22 protein-coding genes are annotated in these 19,746 nt (G+C 63.5%); 15 read left to right on the top strand and 7 right to left on the bottom strand.

Annotation, left to right across the window (positions count from 1 at the left end):
* Positions 1 to 23 precede the first annotated feature (23 nt).
* Together I7S92_RS17275 and I7S92_RS17270 are read left to right on the top strand one after the other, a co-directional pair.
* Positions 24 to 908: a recombinase family protein gene (locus I7S92_RS17275; RefSeq protein WP_197646655.1), complete on the top strand. Its 885-nt coding sequence runs from the start codon at positions 24 to 26 to the stop codon at positions 906 to 908.
* Positions 909 to 955: 47 nt separating this feature from the next.
* The gene (locus I7S92_RS17270; protein ID WP_197646654.1) at positions 956 to 2,119 is read left to right on the top strand and encodes an ATP-binding protein; all 1,164 of its coding nucleotides are present in this window, start codon (positions 956 to 958) and stop codon (positions 2,117 to 2,119) included.
* Between the two features lie 92 nt (positions 2,120 to 2,211).
* Here I7S92_RS17270 and I7S92_RS17265 read toward each other — a convergent pair whose 3' ends face one another.
* Positions 2,212 to 2,439 (bottom strand): AbrB/MazE/SpoVT family DNA-binding domain-containing protein, encoded by a 228-nt coding sequence (locus I7S92_RS17265; protein WP_197646652.1) that lies wholly within the window; start codon positions 2,437 to 2,439, stop codon positions 2,212 to 2,214.
* Between the two features lie 209 nt (positions 2,440 to 2,648).
* Here I7S92_RS17265 and repA point away from each other — a divergent pair, with 209 nt between their 5' ends.
* From repA to I7S92_RS17220, 9 genes are all read left to right on the top strand, one after another.
* Positions 2,649 to 3,842: a plasmid partitioning protein RepA gene (gene repA, locus I7S92_RS17260; protein ID WP_197646644.1), complete on the top strand. Its 1,194-nt coding sequence runs from the start codon at positions 2,649 to 2,651 to the stop codon at positions 3,840 to 3,842.
* Positions 3,826 to 4,758, top strand: coding sequence for a plasmid partitioning protein RepB (gene repB, locus I7S92_RS17255; protein WP_197646643.1), 933 nt, complete (start codon positions 3,826 to 3,828; stop codon positions 4,756 to 4,758). The genes repA and repB overlap by 17 nt, the downstream gene beginning before the upstream one ends.
* Positions 4,759 to 4,970: 212 nt before the next feature.
* Complete coding sequence (repC, locus tag I7S92_RS17250; protein ID WP_197646642.1) at positions 4,971 to 6,182, top strand: plasmid replication protein RepC; 1,212 nt, start codon at positions 4,971 to 4,973, stop codon at positions 6,180 to 6,182.
* Between the two features lie 169 nt (positions 6,183 to 6,351).
* Positions 6,352 to 8,523: a ParB/RepB/Spo0J family partition protein gene (locus I7S92_RS17245; protein ID WP_197646707.1), complete on the top strand. Its 2,172-nt coding sequence runs from the start codon at positions 6,352 to 6,354 to the stop codon at positions 8,521 to 8,523.
* 100 nt (positions 8,524 to 8,623) lie between these two features.
* On the top strand, positions 8,624 to 9,097 hold the full coding sequence (locus I7S92_RS17240; RefSeq protein ID WP_197646641.1) for a UCP036055 family protein: 474 nt from the start codon (positions 8,624 to 8,626) through the stop codon (positions 9,095 to 9,097).
* 389 nt (positions 9,098 to 9,486) lie between these two features.
* Positions 9,487 to 9,651, top strand: coding sequence for a hypothetical protein (locus tag I7S92_RS17235; protein WP_007803240.1), 165 nt, complete (start codon positions 9,487 to 9,489; stop codon positions 9,649 to 9,651).
* A gap of 151 nt (positions 9,652 to 9,802) precedes the next feature.
* Positions 9,803 to 10,120, top strand: a complete 318-nt coding sequence (locus tag I7S92_RS17230) for an ArsR/SmtB family transcription factor (protein WP_197646640.1) — start codon at positions 9,803 to 9,805, stop codon at positions 10,118 to 10,120.
* 54 nt (positions 10,121 to 10,174) lie between these two features.
* Positions 10,175 to 11,227 (top strand): permease, encoded by a 1,053-nt coding sequence (locus tag I7S92_RS17225; protein WP_197646639.1) that lies wholly within the window; start codon positions 10,175 to 10,177, stop codon positions 11,225 to 11,227.
* Between the two features lie 55 nt (positions 11,228 to 11,282).
* Positions 11,283 to 12,443, top strand: a complete 1,161-nt coding sequence (locus I7S92_RS17220) for an MFS transporter (protein WP_197646638.1) — start codon at positions 11,283 to 11,285, stop codon at positions 12,441 to 12,443.
* Here the strand turns inward: I7S92_RS17220 and arsJ are convergent.
* The 3 genes from arsJ to I7S92_RS17205 are packed head-to-tail and all read right to left on the bottom strand — an operon-like array spanning position 12,430 to position 15,565.
* Positions 12,430 to 13,701 (bottom strand): organoarsenical effux MFS transporter ArsJ, encoded by a 1,272-nt coding sequence (gene arsJ, locus I7S92_RS17215; protein WP_354001345.1) that lies wholly within the window; start codon positions 13,699 to 13,701, stop codon positions 12,430 to 12,432. The two genes, I7S92_RS17220 and arsJ, sit on opposite strands and share 14 nt — an antisense overlap.
* Positions 13,698 to 14,705 (bottom strand): ArsJ-associated glyceraldehyde-3-phosphate dehydrogenase, encoded by a 1,008-nt coding sequence (locus I7S92_RS17210; protein WP_197646636.1) that lies wholly within the window; start codon positions 14,703 to 14,705, stop codon positions 13,698 to 13,700. The genes arsJ and I7S92_RS17210 overlap by 4 nt, the downstream gene beginning before the upstream one ends.
* Before the next feature lie 5 nt (positions 14,706 to 14,710).
* The gene (locus I7S92_RS17205) at positions 14,711 to 15,565 is read right to left on the bottom strand and encodes a metalloregulator ArsR/SmtB family transcription factor (RefSeq protein ID WP_197646628.1); all 855 of its coding nucleotides are present in this window, start codon (positions 15,563 to 15,565) and stop codon (positions 14,711 to 14,713) included.
* A gap of 142 nt (positions 15,566 to 15,707) precedes the next feature.
* On the opposite strand from I7S92_RS17205, the gene I7S92_RS17200 reads away from it, so the two are divergent.
* The 4 genes from I7S92_RS17200 to I7S92_RS17185 are packed head-to-tail and all read left to right on the top strand — an operon-like array spanning position 15,708 to position 17,645.
* The gene (locus I7S92_RS17200) at positions 15,708 to 15,998 is read left to right on the top strand and encodes an ArsR/SmtB family transcription factor (protein WP_197646626.1); all 291 of its coding nucleotides are present in this window, start codon (positions 15,708 to 15,710) and stop codon (positions 15,996 to 15,998) included.
* Entirely contained in the window at positions 15,995 to 16,993 is a 999-nt protein-coding gene (locus I7S92_RS17195; RefSeq protein WP_197646624.1) for a permease, read from the top strand. The genes I7S92_RS17200 and I7S92_RS17195 overlap by 4 nt, the downstream gene beginning before the upstream one ends.
* A gap of 14 nt (positions 16,994 to 17,007) precedes the next feature.
* Positions 17,008 to 17,235, top strand: a complete 228-nt coding sequence (locus I7S92_RS17190) for a thioredoxin family protein (RefSeq protein ID WP_197646622.1) — start codon at positions 17,008 to 17,010, stop codon at positions 17,233 to 17,235.
* Positions 17,235 to 17,645 (top strand): OsmC family protein, encoded by a 411-nt coding sequence (locus I7S92_RS17185; protein WP_197646620.1) that lies wholly within the window; start codon positions 17,235 to 17,237, stop codon positions 17,643 to 17,645. Before I7S92_RS17190 ends, I7S92_RS17185 begins: the two co-directional genes overlap by 1 nt.
* Here the strand turns inward: I7S92_RS17185 and arsH are convergent.
* Genes arsH through I7S92_RS17170 form a run of 3 tightly spaced genes read right to left on the bottom strand, consistent with a single transcriptional unit; the run spans position 17,631 to position 19,683 of the window.
* Entirely contained in the window at positions 17,631 to 18,347 is a 717-nt protein-coding gene (gene arsH, locus I7S92_RS17180) for an arsenical resistance protein ArsH (protein WP_197646617.1), read from the bottom strand. The two genes, I7S92_RS17185 and arsH, sit on opposite strands and share 15 nt — an antisense overlap.
* Positions 18,344 to 19,363 carry an ACR3 family arsenite efflux transporter gene (gene arsB, locus I7S92_RS17175; RefSeq protein ID WP_197646615.1) on the bottom strand — a complete coding sequence of 340 codons (1,020 nt, stop codon included), beginning with the start codon at positions 19,361 to 19,363 and terminating at the stop codon, positions 18,344 to 18,346. Before arsB ends, arsH begins: the two co-directional genes overlap by 4 nt.
* Positions 19,360 to 19,683, bottom strand: a complete 324-nt coding sequence (locus I7S92_RS17170; protein ID WP_088234160.1) for an ArsR/SmtB family transcription factor — start codon at positions 19,681 to 19,683, stop codon at positions 19,360 to 19,362. The genes arsB and I7S92_RS17170 overlap by 4 nt, the downstream gene beginning before the upstream one ends.
* Positions 19,684 to 19,746: the final 63 nt, after the last annotated feature.

Below are 19,746 nucleotides of genomic sequence, written 5' to 3'. Positions count from 1 at the left end.
GCAACTGCAAACGGCCTGTTTTGATGCCCCTGATCGGCTATGCGCGCGTCTCAACCGAGGATCAGACCCCCCTGCCCCAGTCGCAGGCCCTGAAATCCGCAGGCTGCGTCGAGATCCACGAGGAGCAGGCCTCGGGCGGAAACCGCGCGCGGCCCGTGCTGGCGCGGGTGCTGGAGCGGATCGGCAAGGGCGACACGCTGGTGGTGGTGCGCATCGACCGTCTGGCGCGGTCGCTCTCCCACCTCCTCGAGGTGATCGAACGGCTGGAGGCCAAGAACGCCTTCTTCCGATCGCTCACCGATCCGATCGACACGTCCTCCCCGCAGGGTAAGTTCACCCTCCAGGTCCTCGGCGCCGCAGCTGAGTTTGAGCGCGCCCTGATCCGCGAACGCACCAAGGCCGGCCTGGCCAGTGCACGAACCAAAGGCCGGGTTGGCGGCAATCCGGGCCTGCGCGCCCGTGATCCGGCCGCGCTGCGCAAGGTGCGGCTGGCGCGGCAGGACGACTATATGGAGCGTCTCAATGAGACGGCGCAAGACTGGGTCCCCCATGTCCGTCGCCTGCGCCCCGATATGGCCTGGGAGGATGTACTGCGGATCGTCAACGGCCCCCTGCCCCGCGAGCGCCGATGGACCCAAAGCCGCTTGCTACGTGCCGTGAACGCCTATGTGCGCGACGGCTTTCTGCCCGAGACAGTGCTGGCCCGCGCCGGCCGCCGCGAGACCGACGACCGCCTGCCCGCCATCGTCGCCGCTATCAAGGGCGCGGACCCCGACATCACGCTTCAGGCGATTTGCACCCGGCTGGAGGCGATGCGCGAGCGCACGCCACGCGGGCGGACAAGCTGGCAGCCGTCATCCGTGAAGATGCTGCTGGAGCGGGCGGAGAGGCTTGGCTTGCTGGGTTGAGCAAAATAACCTTGCAAATCTTCCATGACATGGAGTAATTGCAAGGTATGTTTCATCGCCATGCTACTCAGACCGTTCAATCCGCCCTCGACGCTCAAGCGGCTGTTGTCCTCTTGGGACCTCGGCAGGTTGGCAAGACCACCCTCGCGCTCGAGATAGCTGGACAACGCCCATCCGTGTACCTTGATCTGGAACGCGACGCAGATCGACGGGTCCTGACAGAGCCCGATCTGTATCTGGACGAACAGGTCGGCAAACTCGTCATCCTTGATGAGGTCCAGCAGATGCCGGACCTGTTCAAGACCCTCCGCGGACAGATCGACATGCGACGCCGCAAGGGGGCCCGCACAGGGCAGTTCCTTCTGCTTGGGTCTGCATCGAATGTGCTTCTGCACCAATCGGCCGAGTCCCTTGCCGGCCGTGTTCGCTATATCGAAATGCCGCCACTGCTGCTGGACGAAGTCGGCGCGGACAGAATGAACGACCTTTGGCTGAGAGGCGGTTTCCCTGACAGCTTCCAAGCAGATAGTGACCAGAACAGCTTGGCCTGGCGCGAGGACTTCCTGCGCACCTACCTGGAACGCGATATCCCTGCCCTTGGGCCGCGCATCCCGGCTGCTACGCTGCGCCGCTTCTGGACGATGCTGGCGCATGCGCAGGGTGGACTGCTGAATGCGAGCGCGCTTGCCGAGGGCCTGGGCGTCTCAGGCCAGACGGTGGGACGATACCTTGATCTGCTCGTCGATCTTATGTTGGTCCGGCGCCTGCAGCCTTGGCATGAGAATGCAGGCAAGCGCGTCGTCAAGTCGCCAAAGGTCTTTGTCAGGGATAGCGGTCTCGTCCATGCCTTGCTTGGTCTCGGTTCGCTGGAAAGCGTGCTGGGGCACCCGGTGGTCGGTGGAAGCTGGGAAGGGTTCGCCATCGAAACCCTGATCGCCGCCGCGCCGATTGGGACCGAACACTTCTTCTACCGGACTGCAGCGGGGGCCGAGCTTGACCTCGTTCTGCGGCTTCCCGGGAATGCGACCTGGGCTATTGAGATCAAGCGCACCACAACACCCAAGGTGTCGCGTGGTTTCCACCTGTCGGTCGATGACATCAAGGCCGACCGGAAGATCTTGGTCTATGCCGGTGAACGGGAGGTGCCGGCAGGTAACGGGCTGAGAGCAATGCCTTTGGCCACCGCCGTGGAGCAGTTGCGCAATCTTTAGGGTTCCCAACGTGCGTCGAAGGCCCGTCACGACACTGCACCACGTCTCCCTCAGCAAAGGACAACCTACCCTCCCCTTGCAGACAGTGGCCCTTACCGGCTGTGAGAATCATCGCGGCCAAGGCGCTCGTTGGCGGGAAGTCGGCCGCGGAACTCCCGCAAACTGTCCAGCACCTCGTGGGTGCGCGGCAAGCGATGAACCCGCAGAACATCATGCTCACGGAGCAAGTCGATCCGGTCACCTTCCACCAGCCCGAGCTCTCTGACCAGCTTTACAGGCAGGCGCACCGCCAGGGAGTTGCCCCATCTCACGACTTTCATCCTGACCTCCTGCGACCACTAACGCCGAGAAAACTACATCCCCATGAACGCCAGAGAAAGCTTGGCCAGCGAGTCCCACTGTGCTTGTGCTTGCAGTACGCTCAGACACTAGATGTGGAAAAGTCTTGCGCGAATCTGGTCGGTCAGGCAATAGTCTCGAAAAATACCGCGCGGTCACATAAAAATCGCGCCCACGGATCGAGCAGGGCATGACCGAGATAGACAAAGACCTGGACGTCGCCATTGGCCACTACGCCGAACTCTTGGCTTCGAACCTGCATGCACAACGCGCAGCGCACTTTCCACCCGACGCGAAAAAGGTGATGCGCAGCTTGACGAGCGGTGAGGCGGCCGAGCTGCTCGGTGTCGATCACACCTACCTTCGCAAACTTCATCGGGAAGGCAAGATCGCGGACGTCGAGACGACGGCCGGTAGCCATCGCCGCTATACCCTCGACGATGTCTGGGAGATCAGGCACAGCCTCGAGGCCAATGCCAAGAAGCCGGGAACCTATGTGCCTGGTCGGCGCAAAGGGGACGAGCTGCAGGTCATTTCCGTTGTGAACTTCAAGGGTGGGTCCGGCAAGACGACCACATCAGCACACCTTGCACAGAGACTTGCGTTCAAGGGCTATCGGGTCCTGGCCATTGATCTGGATCCACAGGCGTCATTGTCCGCCTTGCATGGGATCCAGCCTGAACTGGACCTCATGGAAGGCGGGACGCTGTACGACGCTGTCCGTTATGACGACCCTGTCCCGGTTTCCGAGGTCATCAGGAAGACCTACATCCGTGGCCTGGACCTCATTCCTGGCAATCTCGAGCTCATGGAGTTCGAGCATGAGACCCCGGCGGCGATCCAGCGCGGCGGCGCCCGCGCCTTCTTCGCGAGAGTCCGTGATGCACTCGACAGCGTCGAAAGCGACTACGATGTCGTCGTGATCGACTGCCCTCCGCAACTGGGCTTCCTGACCATGTCTGCCCTCTCTGCGTCTTCAGGGGTTCTGGTTACGGTCCACCCGCAGATGCTTGACCTCATGTCCATGTCGCAGTTCCTGCGGATGACGGCCGACCTGTTGGGCGTGATCCGCGATGCAGGCGCCAACCTGCGGTTCGATTGGCTCAGGTTCCTGCCGACCCGCTACAAGGTGGGCGACGCCCCACAGACCGAGGTGATCGCCTTCATCCGCGGGCTCTTCGGGCGTTCGGTGCTGACCAACCACATGGTCGAGTCGACGGCGATATCGGATGCCGGGCTGACCAAGCAGACCTTGTATGAGGCGGACAAGAAGGACTTCACGCGCCAGACCTTCGACCGCGCCATCGAGTCCATGAATGCCGTCAACGACGAGATCGCCGGGATCATCCAGAGCACGTGGGGACGCAATGGCAAGAAAGCCTAAACTGGGACTGCCCTTGCAGACCTTGCGTAATGCCCCCGACGCTCTTGAGGGGCGCAGGCTGCGGGGCGGCGTGTTCGAGATCGACCCTGACCATATCGAAACCGTGGGCAGGCTGGATGACCGTCTCCAAATCGAGATTGCTGGGCTGAAGGCATCGATCTCCAGAAGCGGCCAACGGGTGCCGATCCTCGTGCGACCTCTCGACGGGGATCGCTACAGCCTGATCTACGGACGGCGTCGACTCGAAGCCTGCCGGGAACTCGGGATCAAGGTCCGTGCGATCGTAACTGAAATGGACGGGGATCAGGCGCTTCGGGATCAGCTGCTCGAGAACCAAGAACGCCGCGACCTGAGCTTCATCGAACGTGCCTTGGTGGCGGCAGCCTTGCTCAATGGCGATCATCTGGGAGAGGCGGAACGTACCAACAAGGGTGTGGCGGAGGTTCTGGGCCTCACTGAAGCTGGTGTGTCGCAGCTGTTAAGCGTCGTCCGCGCGGTTGGCGAGAGCCTCGTCCTGGCGATCGGTGCGGCACCTGGTATCGGCAGGCCTCGTTGGGAGGAACTCAAGAAGTCACTAGGCGATGCATCTGTGGACCGCGAGAACCTCGCTGCAGTAGCGGCAGAGACCAGGTCCTCTCACTCCGGTGGACCTGACGAAAAGTCGGACGCCGCGTTCCTGGCCGTCCTCGCCGCAGTGGTGCAGGCAGAGCGGCCGACCCGCCCATCAAGTCCCCGAGGGGCACCCAGTGTGGCCATTCCGGGCGTTGGTGCAGCAACCATCGCGACCGGGCGCCGCGGCCGACAGTTCAAGCTCGAGCTGAAGGCCGAGGACAGAGATTTTGTCAGCTGGCTTGAGGGCAAGGCCCCGCAGCTGATCGCCGAGCTTCACGAGCGCTGGAAGCGCAAGGAAGACTGAGGAAGAGCAACAACCAAAAAGGAGGCACGAGACAGGCAGAAAAGAAAAAGGCCCCGAGAAGCAAGCTTCACGAGACCTTTCTTAGGTTTCGCACGGGACCAGCCCGCTACAAAACTCAGTTTTCGCACCTCTGAATGTAGCGATCTGGCCCCTTTCCCGCAAGCGCAAAGCGATTCGCGGGCCAGAGAAATTTTGCCTTCGTGAATGACATCATGGACTACACACCGATTTCGCCGTTTATGCGGCCGATCTCGCACGCCCATCTGCGCGTGGTCGAGCGGCCTGAGATATCTGTTCCGGGTAAGCCCATCAACAAGTGGGAACTCCTGCGCGAACTGTCCAAGGCGCAAGCTGCCTTTGGGGTCACAGAACGTGATCTGACGGTCATGCAGGGTCTCCTCAGCTTCTTCCCGGACGATGCGCTTGGCGGGAACGCTGAAATGGTCGTCTTCCCGTCCAACAAGGCGATCTGCGAGCGGCTGAATGGCATGCCCTGCTCCACCATGCGCCGACACTTGGCGCGCCTTGTCGAGGCAGGCTTGCTCATGCGGCGCGATAGCCCGAACGGGAAGCGATATGTCCGCAAGCACGGCGAAGAGAGCGTGGCTTTTGGGCTCGACCTGTCGCCGCTCTACTGTCGGACCGAGGAGATTGCACGGGCCGCAGAGGCCGTGCGTGAGGCCGAGGACCGTGTGCGGCGACTGCGGGAGGTCGTGAGCCTGATGCGGCGCGATCTCGCTGCCCTCGCGGAGTTTGGAGAGGAGATCCAGCCAGGCCTTGGCCTCTGGGATCAGCTTCGTGACAAGGCTGTCCTTACTGCGCGTGCCCTGCGCCGCAAGCTCACGCTTGAGGAGCTCTCCGCATGTCGGACCGACCTCGAAGCCCTGCTTGATCATGCACGCAACGTCATTGATGGACCTGAAACAGAAGAAATGAACACCAATGATGCCAGTTTTGAGCGCCACCATCATAATTCAAATAAAGAATCTATAGATCTTGAACCTGCCTTAGAAAAAGGCGGGGCGGCGGCCGGCGCGCCAGAGGCTGAAACGGATGCGCTTGTTGCTGACGTGGAAGAAGCGGACACAAGACGCGTTCCAAAGATCCCGCTTCATCTGGTGATCGCGGGCTGCCCGTCGCTCAAAACCTTCTACCAAGGCGACATCCGCCACTGGCATCAGCTTTTCGACGCGGCTTGCCATGTACGGCCGGCCATGGGGATCAGCGCGTCCGCTTGGGAAGAAGCGCAACGGTTCATGGGCCCCGAGCAGGCATCGATCGTTGTCGTCGCCATGTTGGAACGCTTTGCCGATATCCGATCGCCCGGTGGCTACCTCCGTGCGCTGACATCGAAGGCGGCAGCGGGCGAGTTCTCTTGCGGGCCGATGATCATGGCGCTGATGTCCCGGCAAAATGCTGCATAACAGCTGTTAAGTCTCTTGGGGTGATCATCAAGTTCGGCGCGACTTTACAGCTGTTAAGTCACGCGGCGATGCGTCGGTAGCTGAAGAGAGGGAAAGGTTGGGGGTTTGAGGGGTGACGGGAAGTGAGATCGGGAGAGTGGCTTCCGGCGCCCGTCGCGGAGAAGATCTGATGGCGAAAGCAGCCCAGAAAGTCACCCTGTCCCCCTCACGGGACATTCCCTTCGACAAGCTCGTGCTGAGCCAGTCCAACGTGCGGCGCATCAAGGCGGGCGTCTCCGTCGAGGAACTGGCCGAAGACATTGCCCGCCGCGGCCTGCTGCAGGGCTTGAACGTCCGGCCCATGCTCGATGCCGAAGGTGTCGAGACCGGCATGTTCGAGATCCCGGCCGGTGGTCGCCGCTTCCAGGCGCTGTCGCTGCTGGTGAAGCAAAAGCGGTTGGCCAAGACCGCGCCGATCCCCTGCATCGTACGGGATGCCGCGTCGGAGATCCTCGCCGAGGACGACTCGCTCGCGGAAAACATGCAGCGCGTTGCCCTGCATCCGCTGGATCAGTTCCGCGCCTTCGTGGCTCTGCGCGAGAAGGGTCAGGGCGAGGAAGCGATCGCGGCGGCCTTCTTTGTCACGCCGCAGATCGTGAAGCAGCGCCTGAAACTCGCTTCCGTGACCCCTGCCCTGCTCGAGGTCTATGCCGAGGATGGCATGACGCTGGAACAGCTGATGGCCTTCACCGTGAACCCCGATCATGCGCGTCAGGAGCAGGTCTGGGACGCGGTGAAGAACTCATGGAACAAGGAGCCCTACGCCATCCGCCGTATGCTGACGGAGACCTCGGTCCGGGCATCGGATCGTCGCGCGGTCTTTGTAGGTGTCGATGCATATGAGACGGCCGGCGGTGTCGTCCTTCGCGACCTCTTCCAGGGTGATGACGGCGGCTGGCTCGAGGACCCTGCCCTGCTCGACCAGCTGGTCACCGAGAAGCTTCAGGCGGAAGCCGAGGCTCTGGCTTCCGAGGGATGGAAGTGGATCGAGGTGGCGACCGACCTGCCCTATGGCTACAGCCACGGTCTGCGGCGTTTGGCTGGTGATCCTGCGTCGATGACCGACGAGGAAAGCGCGAACCACGCTGTGCTCCTCGCCGAGTATCGCGCGCTCGAGGAGGAATACTCTGGCCAAGACGAATACCCCGAGGAGATCGATGCCCGGCTCGGTCAGCTCGAGATGGCAATGGAAGCGCTCGATCAGCGGCCGCTGATCTACGATCTGGCCGAAATCGCCCGCGCGGGCGTATTCGTAACGCTGGATCGCGACGGCAGCCTTGCGGTCTATCGTGGCTATGTCCGGCCCGAGGACGAGCCGCGCGAGGAGACCGCGGTCCACGATGGCGATGGCGCGGATGTCATGGGGCAGGGGGGTGATGTCGGTGTTTCCAGCTGGAAACCGTCGGCGACCTCCGTCGGGGGCACCGTCATCACTTCGGGTGGTCAGCCGATCGGTGCTGATCCGACCGAGGAGGACGATGACGGCGCGCTGAAGCCGCTGCCCGAGCGGCTGGTCATGGAACTGACGGCCCACCGGACCCTGGCGCTGCGCGAGGCAATCGGGCGTTCGCCGGACGTGGCGCTGACGCTTCTCCTCCTGAAGCTGGTGACGGATACCTTCCGCACCTCCTCTGCCTCGGGCAGCTGCCTCGAAGCCTCGGTGCGCCACATCTACATGTCGGCGCAGGCACCCGATCTCAAGGACAGCGTGGTGGCCAAGCTGGTGGACGAGCGTCACGCCGCCTGGGAGGCTGATCTGCCCCTCGGCGATGATGCTGCGCTCTGGGACTATCTGACCGTCCTCGACCAAGGTAGCCGTCTGGCCCTTCTGGCCCATTGCCTCAGCTTCGGGATCAACGCGCTCCATGAGAAGGTGAACCCCTATGGTGTGGGCATCTCCGCCAGCGGACTGACCCGCCGCATGGCCCATGCCAATCTGGTGGCCCGCGCGGTCGATCTCGACATGGTCGAGGCGGGCTGGGAGCCGACGGTCGATGGCTACCTCAACCGTGTGCCCAAGGCCCGTATCCTCGAGGCCGTGCGCGAGGCGAAGGGGGAGGGGACTGCGCAGCTGCTCGATCACCTGAAGAAGGGCGAGATGGCCACCGAGGCCGAGCGGCTTCTCAAGGGCAGCGGCTGGTTACCCGAGGTCCTGCGCCGGGCTGATCTGGTCACGTTCGACGGCGAGGCGGTCGGAGAAGGGCAGGGGGAACATGCGGGCGAGCCCGACGACATCGATCTCCCGGCTTTCCTGACGGCTGATCTGCCCGACGGCGATGCATCGATGATGGCGGCGGAATGATCTGAGCCATCCGGGGGCGAGGAAACTCGCCCCTATTTCTCACAAAATACAGCAATATCAATATGATGAATGCGAACTCTCGCATTCGGGATGAGGAATCATGTCTGCAAGGAACATCATCGACTCAGCCCCTCTCGGGGCGCTGATCCGCTACACCGACGGCAGTCCCAGGCCGTCAGCACGCTTCACCAAGAAGCTCGCGACCTGGGAGCGCTCGAACGGCGTTGGCCGCCTTGTGAAGAAAGAGCCGCCCCGAGTCTATCCGACCTGGACGGCACCGGCTTCCTTCACGCTGCATGAAGGGAACTTCTCCTCGGACGGGGTCATCCTTGTCACCATCATGCGCAGTCATTCGGTGGACAGTCGTCTGGTATTCGAGGTCGCCGAGGAGCCGAAGCCGGGGCAGGTCCGCGTGCTACTGGACTTCGGGGGCAATACGGAACTGCTGCATCTGGCGGAGTCCGTCACCGCAGCCGAGCTCTGGATCGCGCGGGAGGGCTATCGCAACGCGCGGTTTGAGATCGTCGGCGCCGAAGACGGCGATAGGGCAGGGGGCGCGGATCTAGCCGCCTGAGCCCGGAGAATGCGTGAGGGGCCTGCCGAAGGGCCGGGCCTCTCACCGATCACACTATCGTCCCGCGATGTCGCGGGGCGTCGAAGGTTCCATCCCCCATAGTGGTGACCATCAACCAAGAACCTGCCCGAGAGGCTGGCGGCGTTCCAAGCATCAGCGGGACAATCGGCTCCTGACGTTGGGGCACCATCCCCCGCTCGCCATTCCTTTTCTTGCCCCGAATCCCGTCTTCGAGATCAACCCGCAAGGGGTCGGACTACGGGCAAGCCCGTGCCGCCGGGTGGATTCGGGCGAGCCGAACGCACCCGGTGATGTCAGCCAGTCTTCGGGCCTGCGGGGTCCTGTCGCGCGGGGGATGGTCCCCCGCCTCCAAGACAGGAGCCAAACAGATGTCCCGCAAAGATGCACACGCCTTCGCCGCCTCCCTCGCCGCCACGCTCATGGTTTCGATCGTCGTCTTCCAGGCTGGGGATGGAACCTTCGGCGCCGTCCCCGCCGATGAAATCGACGGAGACGAGGTCGTTATCGTCTCGGAATACGATCCCTTCGGGTGAGGCTTCGGCCTCACTTTTCAAGGGCCCGGGCAGGGCGCAGGTGCGCCTCTGATTGCGGCAAATGTGGAACGGTCTTATTGCCCGTCGCGAACGGCAGCCAACCTTCATGCCGAAACATTGACAAAACTAGAATAGTAGTTATTATGGCGCAATGACCACTATCAGCCCCAACGCACGCGCCCTTGCCGCTCTTGGCCATGATGCCCGCCTCGCGATCTTTCGCCTGCTGGTGAAGGCTGGGGATGACGGGCTGCGCGTGAGCGATATTGGTGAGCACCTGGGGCTTGCCCCGTCGACCCTGGCGCATCACCTCTCGACGCTGGTCGATGCGGGGTTGGTGCTACAGGACAAGCAGGGCCGCGAGGTGTTTAACCGAGTTGATTTCCCCGTGATGCATCGCCTTGTCGGCTTCCTGACGTCCGAATGCTGCGCTGGCGTTGCGGTCCGCTCATCGGAGGATGCGGCGTGAGCCTTGCGCATCTTTTTTCTTGCCCAAAACAACTGTAAATCCGGAGATTTGGTGATGACTGACACAATCTTCCCGAGACCTGGCCTCCGGTCCACGCTGCGCCATCTATGGCAGGACCAGCGGGTCTGGCTCGCCTCGGCTTTGATCCTTGGCGCGCTGGCGGTCTTCGACACGCCCCTAGCCACGGACAGCGCTCTGTTCGCGGGGACGGCACTCCTGAACACGGCGCCGTTTCTGATCCTGTCGATCGCTATTGCAGCCTGGGCCAATGCGACGGGGGCCGACAACCTGATCGCCAAGGCCTTCACCGGCGCGCCGATCCTGATGATCGGGCTTGGCGCGCTGGCGGGAGGCATCTCGCCCTTTTGCTCCTGCGGAGTGATCCCGTTGATCGCGGCGCTGCTGGCTATGGGCGTACCGCTGTCAGCAGTTATGGCCTTTTGGCTGGCCTCGCCAATCATGGACCCGTCGATGTTCGTGCTGACGGCGGGCGTGCTGGACCTCGAATTCGCGGTGGCCAAGACCCTCGCCGCCCTCGGGCTGGGCGTGTTCGGCGGCACCGTGGTGCACCTGATGATGAAGAGCGGCGCCTTTGCCGATCCGCTGCGCGATGGCATCGGCAACGGCGGCTGCGGCGGCGCGAAGATCCGCGCGCCGAAGCCAGTGGTCTGGCGGTTCTGGGCCGATTTGGACCGCCGGGCGAAATTCGGCAAGACGGCGCTGACCACGACGCTGTTCCTCGCCAAGTGGCTGACGTTGGCCTTCATCCTTGAAAGTCTGATGCTGGCGTGGATCCCGGCGGAAACCGTAACCGCCGTGCTCGGGGGCGAGGGGCTCATGCCCATTGTGACCGCAACGCTGGTAGGCGTGCCCGCCTATCTCAACGGCTATGCCGCGCTGCCGCTGGTCGGTGGGCTGATCGAGCAGGGTATGGCGCCCGGGGCAGGCATGGCGTTCCTCGTCGCGGGTGGCGTCACCTCGATCCCCGCGGCCATGGCGGTCTGGGCGCTGGCGCGGCCACAGGTCTTTGCGGTCTATATCGGCCTGTCCCTGATCGGCGCTTTCGCTTCGGGGCTGCTGTTCCAGCTCTGGACGCAGGTGGCATGAACACCAGCGGCGGGGCGCGTTGTCTCGCCGCTCCCTTCCAGATCGAAGCCCCATCATGATCCCAAGATTGTCTCCGGCGCGGCGAGGACTGATTGTCGCTGCCCTCGGCTCTTCCCTCACCGTCAGCTGGGCCTCCAGCTACTACATCCCCGCCGTTCTTGCCGTACCTATGGCCGAGGACCTCGGCCTGTCGCCAGTCTGGGTGTTTGGCGCGTTCTCCATGGCGATGGTGGTTTCGGCCTTGGTCGGGCCGTGGGCCGGGGCGCGGATCGACGGCTTTGGCGGGCGCGGTGTGCTGATGCTGTCGAACATCGTCTTTGCGGCAGGCCTCGGCTTGCTCGCCGTGGCGCCGTCGCCCCTCATCCTTTTCGCGGGCTGGGCTGTCATCGGGCTGGGCATGGGGATCGGGCTTTACGAGGCGGGGTTTGCCACGCTGGCCGGGATCTATGGCAAGGATGCGCGCGGCCCGATCACCGGCATCACCCTGATCGCCGGGTTCGCGAGCACGGTGGGCTGGCCGCTTTCGGGGCTGATGCTGGCAACGTGGGGTTGGAGGGAAGCCTGCATCGGCTGGGCGCTAATCCACTTGGCCGTGGCCTTGCCGCTGAACGCGTGGCTGCCCAAGGGCACCAGAACGGTCACCGCAGAAGCGGCGCCCGTCGAAGAGGGGCCGCCGCCATCCCGACTTGCGCTCTGGCTGCTAGCCTTCGTCTTCGCCGCGACCTGGTTCAACTCGACCGCCATGGCCGCGCATCTTCCGGGGCTGCTGCAAGCTGCAGGGGCCAGCACGGCCGTGGCCATCGCGGCAGGTGCGCTGATCGGCCCGGCACAGGTCGCGGCCCGGGTGCTGGAATTCGGGCTGTTGCGCCGGTTCCATCCCCTTGCATCCGCCCGGCTGGCCGCGGCGGCGCATCCGGTGGCGGCGGTGGCTCTTGTGGGCTTTGGCGCCCCTGCGGCCTATGCCTTCACGCTACTGCACGGGGCGGGGAACGGCATCCTGACCATCGCCAAGGGGACCCTGCCGCTGGCCCTGTTTGGACCAGCGGGATACGGGCGTCGGATCGGCTGGCTCAACGCGCCTGCCCGCATCTTGCAGGCGGCCGCCCCGCTGATCTTTGGCGCTGCCCTGACAGTATGGGGCCTTCACGCCATCTGGTTGACTGCAGGTATTGGTGTGCTGGCAACGATTGCGCTGCTCATCCTCAGACGGAGCTGAGCCGCCTAGCGGCCAGCCAGCTGGCCAAGGCCATCAGGCCCGCCGTGGCAAGGCACAGTGGCAACCCGCCGAACTGATAGCTCAGGCCGGACAAAAGCGTGCCGATCAGCCGACCCGCCGCATTCGCCATGTAGTAGAAGCCCACATCCCGTGTGATCCGTTCGGCCGATCCGAAGGCGAGGATCAGGTAGGAATGGACCGAAGAATTGACGGCAAAGACAAAGCCGAAGACCAGCAGGCCGGCGACGAGCGTCGCCGTCAACCATTCCGCAGGGTCGCCCGCTGCCCAGGCCGCTCCGGCCAGCAGGAACGGGATCGGCACCAGAAGCCCGGCCCAGAGGATCGCCTTGCGGGTGGTCTCTGCCTCGGGCTTGCCCTTGGCACCCAGAAGCCGGGGGGCAAAGGCCTGCACCGCGCCATAGGCGATGATCCAGAGCGCGAGGAAACTGCCGATCAGGAAGAAAGCCTCGCGCCGGCCTTCGGGTGTGCCGTCGGACAGGACCGCCTGGAAATAGACCGGGATGCCCACGACAAACCATACGTCCCGCGCGCCGAACAGGAACATGCGGGCAAGGCTCAGCTTGTTCACACGCGGATCCTTCGACCGCCAGCCGCCCCAGGCCTCTTCCGATTTCATCCGCCCGGGCAGGCCTGCGGGCAGGAATAGCACAACGGCAATCAGGATCACCGCCAGCACCGCCGCCATGCCCCAGACTGCCGCCTGAAACCCCGCCAGGGCCAGAAGGGCCGCGCCAAGGAAGAAGCCCAAGCCCTTCACCGCGTTCTTCGATCCAGTGAGCAGGGCGACCCAGCGGAAGAGGCCGCCATCCTCCTTGGGGGCCAGCAGCTTGACGGCGGACTTTGAGGACATTTTGGCCAGGTCCTTGGCCACGCCCGAGACCCCCTGCACAGCCATGACGAAGGCGACCGAGGCGGCGACACCCCAGGACGGATCAAGCTGCGCCAGCGCCACCAGCGCGCCGATCTGGAGCGCGAGACCGCCATAGAGCGTCGCAGCCAACCCGAAACGGGCGGCCAGCCATCCGGCGGCCAAGTTGGTGACGATGCCTGCGACCTCATACAGCAGGAATAGCCACGCAAGCTGGATCGGCGTGAAACCGAGGCTGTTGAAGTGCAACAGCACCAGCATCCTGAGCGCGCCGTCCGACAGCATGAAGGCCCAGTAAGCCGCCGTCACGGCGGCATAGGCTCGGAGCGGGTTTGGCGGCGGGGCGGCAGGACTTGCGGTATCAGTCACAGCGAACCCGCAACCATCCGCGCAATATCTGCCAGCCGGCAGGCATAGCCCCATTCATTGTCATACCAGGCGTAGATCTTCACTTGTGTGCCGTTGATGACCATGGTCGACGGCCCATCAACGATGGACGAGCGCGGATCGTTGGTGAAGTCGCAGGAGACGAGGGGCCGGGTCTCGAAGCCGAGGATTCCTTTAAGCGGTCCCTCTGCAGCGGCGGCAAAGAGCGCGTTCACCTCATCGACCGTGGTCGCCCGCTCGACCTCGAACACGCAGTCGGTCAGCGAGGCGTTCAAGAGCGGCACACGCACCGCGTGGCCGTTCAGGCGGCCCTTGAGTTCGGGATAGATCAGCGTGATCGCCGTGGCGGATCCGGTCGTTGTCGGGATCAGGTTCATCAAGGCAGACCGAGCGCGGCGCATGTCCTTCGCCGGACGGTCCACGATGGTCTGGGTGTTGGTCACATCATGGATCGTGGTGATCGACCCGTGCCGGATGCCGAGCGCCTCGTGGATCACCTTCACCACCGGGGCGAGGCAATTGGTGGTGCAGGAGGCCGCCGTCACCAGCGCCTGTGAGCCATCGTAGAGGTGATGGTTGACGCCATAGACCAGGTTCAGCGCACCGCCATCCTTGACCGGGGCCGAAACCACAACCTTCTTCACCCCCGCGGCGTAGTAGGGCGCAACCTTTGCGGCGGTCTTGAAGACACCCGTGCAGTCGATCACCAGATCGACGCCCAGCTCAGCCAGAGGCAGCGCTTCGATCGTCCTTTCATGCGTCAGTCGGATGGTCTGGCCATTCAGGACCAGTGCGCCATCGCCCGCAGCGACCGGCGTGCGCCAACGTCCGTGAACGGAGTCGAACTCCATCAACAGCGCGTGCTGTTCGGCATCGCCGACGGGATCGTTCAAGAGGACGATCTCGCCCACGGCACCGGTGTCGATCAGATCGCGGAGGACAAGTTTTCCGATACGGCCAAGGCCGTTCAAGGCGATGCGGGTCATGGGGATTAGGCCTTTGCTTGGGCGTCAGAGCCGATGGCATCGACGCGCGACTGGAGCGACATCCGGCTAAGGGATTCGAATGGCAGCTCAACGAACGTCATGATCCGGCGGCGCAGCGCGGCATAGGTCTGGGCAAAGACCAACGCCTTCTCGGCATCGGTCCCGGTCGCCTTGACCGGATCAGGCAGACCCCAATGACCAGTGATCGGCTGGCCCGGCCAGGGCGGGCATTCCTCGGCGGCCGCCGTATCGCAGACAGTGAAGACGAAATCCATGACGATGGACCCGGGCTGCTGGAACTCCGAAAGGTGCTTGGACCGCAAGCCAGTGATGTCGTGGCCGTTGCGCTTCAGGATTTCCAGCGCGAAGGGGTTCAGCTCGGTGTTGGGACGCGTGCCTGCGGAGAACGCCTGGAACTTGCCCTTGCCCAGATCGCGAAGGAGCGCCTCGGCAAAGATCGAGCGGGCCGAATTGCCCGAGCAGATGAAGAGCACGTCGAAGTCGGTGTCGGGGATAGTCCGGTCCATATGAGCGGTGTCCTTTGGGGCGGAGAGCAAGGGGGCAAGGAGGTCGGGTCGGGCCCGGCCCACATCGAGGGCGAGATAGCCGATCAACCCCTCGGTCGTGTCGAGATCGACGGCGTAGTAAAGAGACCGGCCGACCCGTGTGACCTGAACAAGACCAGACGCCGCAAGGTCCGCGAGGTGATGCGACAGTGTGTTCTGTTTCAGACCCAAGGCCTCGGCGATCTCGGTCGGGCGAACGCCCTGCGGTGCAAAACGCATCAGCAGGCGGAAAACCGCCATCCGGCCGGGATGGCCGAGCGTGGCGAAGGCATGAATGGCGCGATTCTGTTCCATAATTCCCGATTAGAGGAAATAAATGGAGCCGTCCAATGAAGGTTTCATGACAGCGGACGTGCATGCACCTGATTTGCTTGATCCAGATCACGGCATATCACGCCCGCCTATGCGCAGATGCGCATGAAGTGGAGCACAGCAAATGATGCTAGCCGTTCTGTCCGCCCTTGCCGAACCGACCCGTCTTGAAGCCATGCGCCTTCTGGCGGACGGGTCGGAGCATTGCGTCTGCGAGCTGATGCGGAAGCTGGGTGCAACCCAAAGTCGGATGTCGCGGCACATGCTGGTGCTGAAGCAGGCGGGGTTGGTGCTGGACCGGCGCGACGCGCAATGGGTGCGCTACCGGATCAACCCGGACCTGCCGCTGTCACTCGCCCGCCTTGTTGACGCTGCCCTCGAGCGGCCGATCATGGTTACGGAGCGGGCGGCATGAGCGTGTTCGGCTGGCTGAACGACCAACTGCTGCGGATGACCTGGCTCAACGATCTGGTGGGCGCGGGCGTGGCGGCCATCGGGCTGGACCCTGCGTCGCGGATTGGCGGGTCAGTGCAGTTCTTCGTCTATGACGTGATCAAGATCTTCATCCTGCTCTCGGTGCTGATCTTCGCCATCTCCTATGTCCAAAGCCATTTCCCACCGGAACGCACCCGCGCCATGCTGGGCGGACGATCCGGTCTGGGCGCCAATACGCTCGCGGCCCTTCTGGGCACGCTGACGCCATTCTGTTCCTGCTCGTCGATCCCGCTCTTCATCGGCTTCACCGCCGCTGGCCTGCCGCTGGCGGTGACATTCTCGTTCCTGATCTCTTCACCGCTGGTGGATCTGGCCTCGGTGATCCTGCTGGCCTCAATCTTCAGCTGGCCGATTGCTCTTGCCTATGTGGCGGTCGGGCTGGTGGTGGCCATCGTGGGCGGGACCATCATCGGCCGTTTGAGGATGGAGGGTCAGGTCGCAGAGTTCGTCCGCACTGTCCCCGTCTCGGGCGAAGCCGCGACCATGACCCGAGGGGATCGGCTGGTATATGCGCGCGATCAGGTGGTGGAGATCGTCCATCGCGTCTGGCCCTACGTGCTGATCGGCGTCGGCATCGGGGCCGCGATCCACAACTGGGTGCCTGCCGACGTCATTTCGGCGTTGCTCGGACAGGATAAATGGTGGTCGGTCCCTGTGGCGGTGCTGGTGGGCATTCCCATGTATGCCGACATCTTCGGCACCTTGCCGATCGCCGAGGCGCTGGTCGGCAAGGGCGTAGGACTTGGCACGGTGCTGGCTTTCATGATGGCGGTGACGGCGCTGTCTCTGCCCTCACTCATCATGCTCAAGCGTGTGGTGAAGATGCCGCTCCTGGTCACCTTCACCGGTGTCGTGTCCCTTGGCATCCTGTCCATCGGGCTGATCTTCAACGCGATTTCCAACTGGTTCATCTGAGAAAGGACCGCATTATGATCATCAAGATCCTCGGCTCGGGCTGCAAGAAATGCATCGCCTTGGGCGAAAACGCCAAAGTGGCGGCTGCGGCTGCCGGTAAGGAGGCCGAGATCGTCAAGGTCACCGACTTCGCCGAAATCGCTGCCTATGGGGTGATGTCGACGCCGGGACTGGTGGTGGACGAGAAAGTCGTCTCGACCGGCAAGGTGCTGAGCGCCGAAGAAATCGGGCGGCTCCTCTGATGGAGTATCGCGTCCACGCCCGGCGCATCGATGCGCATGGCAGCCTCGCCGTGGCGAAGGAGGCGCAAGTCACGCTCGACACCGATCTGGCGGGGCGGCGCGATGCGATGAACCCCGTGGAACTGCTCCTGTCGGCCCTGGCGGCCTGCATGCTGAAAGGGATCGAGCGGGTGACGCCGATGCTGCACTTCCAGATCGACGGGGCTGAGGTGCGGCTGGAAGCCGTGCGCCAGGATGCGCCACCGAAGCTGACCCTGATCCGCTACGAGATCGTCGTGGACAGTGCCGAGACCGAGCAGCGCCTTGATCTCCTGCACCGCAACGTCCTGAAATACGGCACGATCTCGAACACGCTGTCGGGGGCCGTGCCGCTGGAAGGCACGCTGCGCCGTGCCTCAGGTCGCGGCTGACAGGTTCACGCGCTTCATCAGGGCCTCGGCGCTTTCTTTGCGTTCGGAATAGCGGTCCACGAGATAATCGGCCCGGTCGCGCGTCAGCAGGGTGAACTTCATCAGCTCCTCCATCACATCCACGATCCGGTCGTAGAGCGGCGAGGGCCGCATGCGCCCGGCCTCGTCGAACTCCTGAAACGCTTTCGGGATCGAGGACTGGTTGGGGATCGTCAGCATCCGCATCCAGCGGCCGAGGACACGCATCTGGTTGACTGCATTAAAGCTTTGCGATCCGCCCGACACCTGCATGACAGCCAGCGTCTTCCCTTGGGTTGGCCGAACCGCCCCTTCGGAAAGCGGGATCCAGTCGATCTGCGTTTTCATCAAGCCGGTCATCGCCCCGTGGCGTTCGGGGCTGGACCAGACCATCCCCTCGCACCAGGCGGTGAGGTCTCGCAACTCGCGCACCTTGGGATGTGTCGCATCCACGCCGTCATCGACCTGCGGCAGACCAGAGGGGTTGAAAAGCCGGACCTCGGCCCCGAGCCGGGTCAAGATACGGGCGGCCTCTTCGGCTGCCAGCCGAGAAAAGCTGCGGGCCCGGAGTGAGCCATAAAGGATCAGGATACGCGGTGGATGGGTGGACTGCGGAGGCGCAAACAGACGGTCGCCGTCGATACCTGGAAACAGGGCTTCGTCTATGTTGGGCGTATCACTCATGCCGGAAACCTGTCGCGCGTACGGTTGGCAAAGGCGACCAGCGTCAGCATCACCGGCACCTCGACCAGCACGCCCACGACCGTGGCGAGCGCGGCACCGGAGTTGAGGCCAAAGAGGCCGATGGCCACAGCCACAGCCAGTTCGAAGAAGTTCGATGTACCGATCAGGGCGCAGGGGGCAGCGACCTTGTGGGGTAGTTTCCACGCAAAGGCCCAGGCATAGCCGAGCGCGAAGATGCCGTAGGACTGGATGATGATCGGCACGGCAATCAGCGCGATCAGCAGCGGCTGGGCGATGATCACCTGCCCCTGGAAGCCGAAGAGCAGCACCACTGTCATGAGCAGGCCGAGGACGGACCCGGGTTTGATACGCGCGGTGAACTCCGAGACCGCCGCTTCGCTCCCTCGCGCCATCAGGGCCCGCCGCGTCAGCGCACCGGCGATCAGCGGGATCACGATGTAGAGGATGACCGACAGGATCAGCGTTTCCCACGGCACGGTGATGTCGGTCACGCCCAGCAGGAACGCCACGATCGGCGCAAAGGCCACGACCATGATCAGGTCGTTCACGGATACCTGCACCAGCGTGTAGTTCGGATCGCCCTTCGTCAGCTGCGACCAGACGAAGACCATCGCCGTGCAGGGCGCGGCGCCCAGCAGGATCAGTCCCGCAATGTATTCCGGCGCCTTGGCCGGATCGATCAGCCCGGCAAAGACGTGGTTGAAGAACAGAACCCCAAGCGCCGCCATGGTGAACGGCTTGATCAGCCAGTTGATGACCAGCGTGATGATCAGCCCCTTTGGCCGCCGCCCGACATCCTTGAGCGAGCCGAAGTCGATGGCGATCATCATCGGATAGACCATCGCCCAGATCAGCACTGCCACGACCAGGTTGACCGAGGCATATTCCAGCCCTGCCAGTGCGGCGAACAGGGCGGGCAATAGGTTCCCAAGCACGAGCCCCGCAAGGATGCAAAGGGCGACCCAGATAGTCAGCCAGCGTTCGAACAGGCTCATGCAGGTTCTTTCCTTACGGGAATGCAGCATGCCCCTTCGGGCGGAGGGGTGAGACCCATGATCAAGTCGGCGAGCGGGGCCAATGACGCCGGGTTCAGCGCATAGCAAACCCGGGGTCCGTCGATCTCGCCCGTGATCACGCCAGCGGACTTGAGGATACGGAGGTGTTCAGACACCGTTGACTGCGCCAGACCAACGGCGCCGACGATGTCCCCTCCGATGCAGCCTGGAGTGGCCTGAAGCAATCGAAGGATCCGGATCCGGGCCGGATGTGAGAGGGCCTTTGCCAAGGCGGCCGTCGTCGTCTCGTCCGTTGCCATCTGCGCGCTTCCCAAGCCGGTAAGATTCCGTATATCGTCGATTTACGATTTCATCCGCCATCG

The organism is Tabrizicola soli, assembly GCF_015999335.1.
GTDB classification, from domain to species: domain Bacteria; phylum Pseudomonadota; class Alphaproteobacteria; order Rhodobacterales; family Rhodobacteraceae; genus Tabrizicola; species Tabrizicola soli.
This window is presented reverse-complemented; position numbering and strand designations above follow the sequence as displayed.

Excerpts from the sequence above, each read along its gene's own strand:
- I7S92_RS17275 (WP_197646655.1), top strand. The coding sequence starts at position 24 with ATGCCCCTGATCGGCTATGCGCGCGTCTCAACCGAGGATCAGACCCCC.
- I7S92_RS17270 (WP_197646654.1), top strand. The coding sequence starts at position 956 with ATGTTTCATCGCCATGCTACTCAGACCGTTCAATCCGCCCTCGACGCT.
- I7S92_RS17265 (WP_197646652.1), bottom strand. The coding sequence starts at position 2,439 with ATGAAAGTCGTGAGATGGGGCAACTCCCTGGCGGTGCGCCTGCCTGTA.
- repA (WP_197646644.1), top strand. The coding sequence starts at position 2,649 with ATGACCGAGATAGACAAAGACCTGGACGTCGCCATTGGCCACTACGCC.
- repB (WP_197646643.1), top strand. The coding sequence starts at position 3,826 with ATGGCAAGAAAGCCTAAACTGGGACTGCCCTTGCAGACCTTGCGTAAT.
- repC (WP_197646642.1), top strand. The coding sequence starts at position 4,971 with ATGGACTACACACCGATTTCGCCGTTTATGCGGCCGATCTCGCACGCC.
- I7S92_RS17245 (WP_197646707.1), top strand. The coding sequence starts at position 6,352 with ATGGCGAAAGCAGCCCAGAAAGTCACCCTGTCCCCCTCACGGGACATT.
- I7S92_RS17240 (WP_197646641.1), top strand. The coding sequence starts at position 8,624 with ATGTCTGCAAGGAACATCATCGACTCAGCCCCTCTCGGGGCGCTGATC.
- I7S92_RS17235 (WP_007803240.1), top strand. The coding sequence starts at position 9,487 with ATGTCCCGCAAAGATGCACACGCCTTCGCCGCCTCCCTCGCCGCCACG.
- I7S92_RS17230 (WP_197646640.1), top strand. The coding sequence starts at position 9,803 with ATGACCACTATCAGCCCCAACGCACGCGCCCTTGCCGCTCTTGGCCAT.
- I7S92_RS17225 (WP_197646639.1), top strand. The coding sequence starts at position 10,175 with ATGACTGACACAATCTTCCCGAGACCTGGCCTCCGGTCCACGCTGCGC.
- I7S92_RS17220 (WP_197646638.1), top strand. The coding sequence starts at position 11,283 with ATGATCCCAAGATTGTCTCCGGCGCGGCGAGGACTGATTGTCGCTGCC.
- I7S92_RS17210 (WP_197646636.1), bottom strand. The coding sequence starts at position 14,705 with ATGACCCGCATCGCCTTGAACGGCCTTGGCCGTATCGGAAAACTTGTC.
- I7S92_RS17205 (WP_197646628.1), bottom strand. The coding sequence starts at position 15,565 with ATGGAACAGAATCGCGCCATTCATGCCTTCGCCACGCTCGGCCATCCC.
- I7S92_RS17200 (WP_197646626.1), top strand. The coding sequence starts at position 15,708 with ATGATGCTAGCCGTTCTGTCCGCCCTTGCCGAACCGACCCGTCTTGAA.
- I7S92_RS17195 (WP_197646624.1), top strand. The coding sequence starts at position 15,995 with ATGAGCGTGTTCGGCTGGCTGAACGACCAACTGCTGCGGATGACCTGG.
- I7S92_RS17190 (WP_197646622.1), top strand. The coding sequence starts at position 17,008 with ATGATCATCAAGATCCTCGGCTCGGGCTGCAAGAAATGCATCGCCTTG.
- I7S92_RS17185 (WP_197646620.1), top strand. The coding sequence starts at position 17,235 with ATGGAGTATCGCGTCCACGCCCGGCGCATCGATGCGCATGGCAGCCTC.
- arsH (WP_197646617.1), bottom strand. The coding sequence starts at position 18,347 with ATGAGTGATACGCCCAACATAGACGAAGCCCTGTTTCCAGGTATCGAC.
- arsB (WP_197646615.1), bottom strand. The coding sequence starts at position 19,363 with ATGAGCCTGTTCGAACGCTGGCTGACTATCTGGGTCGCCCTTTGCATC.
- I7S92_RS17170 (WP_088234160.1), bottom strand. The coding sequence starts at position 19,683 with ATGGCAACGGACGAGACGACGACGGCCGCCTTGGCAAAGGCCCTCTCA.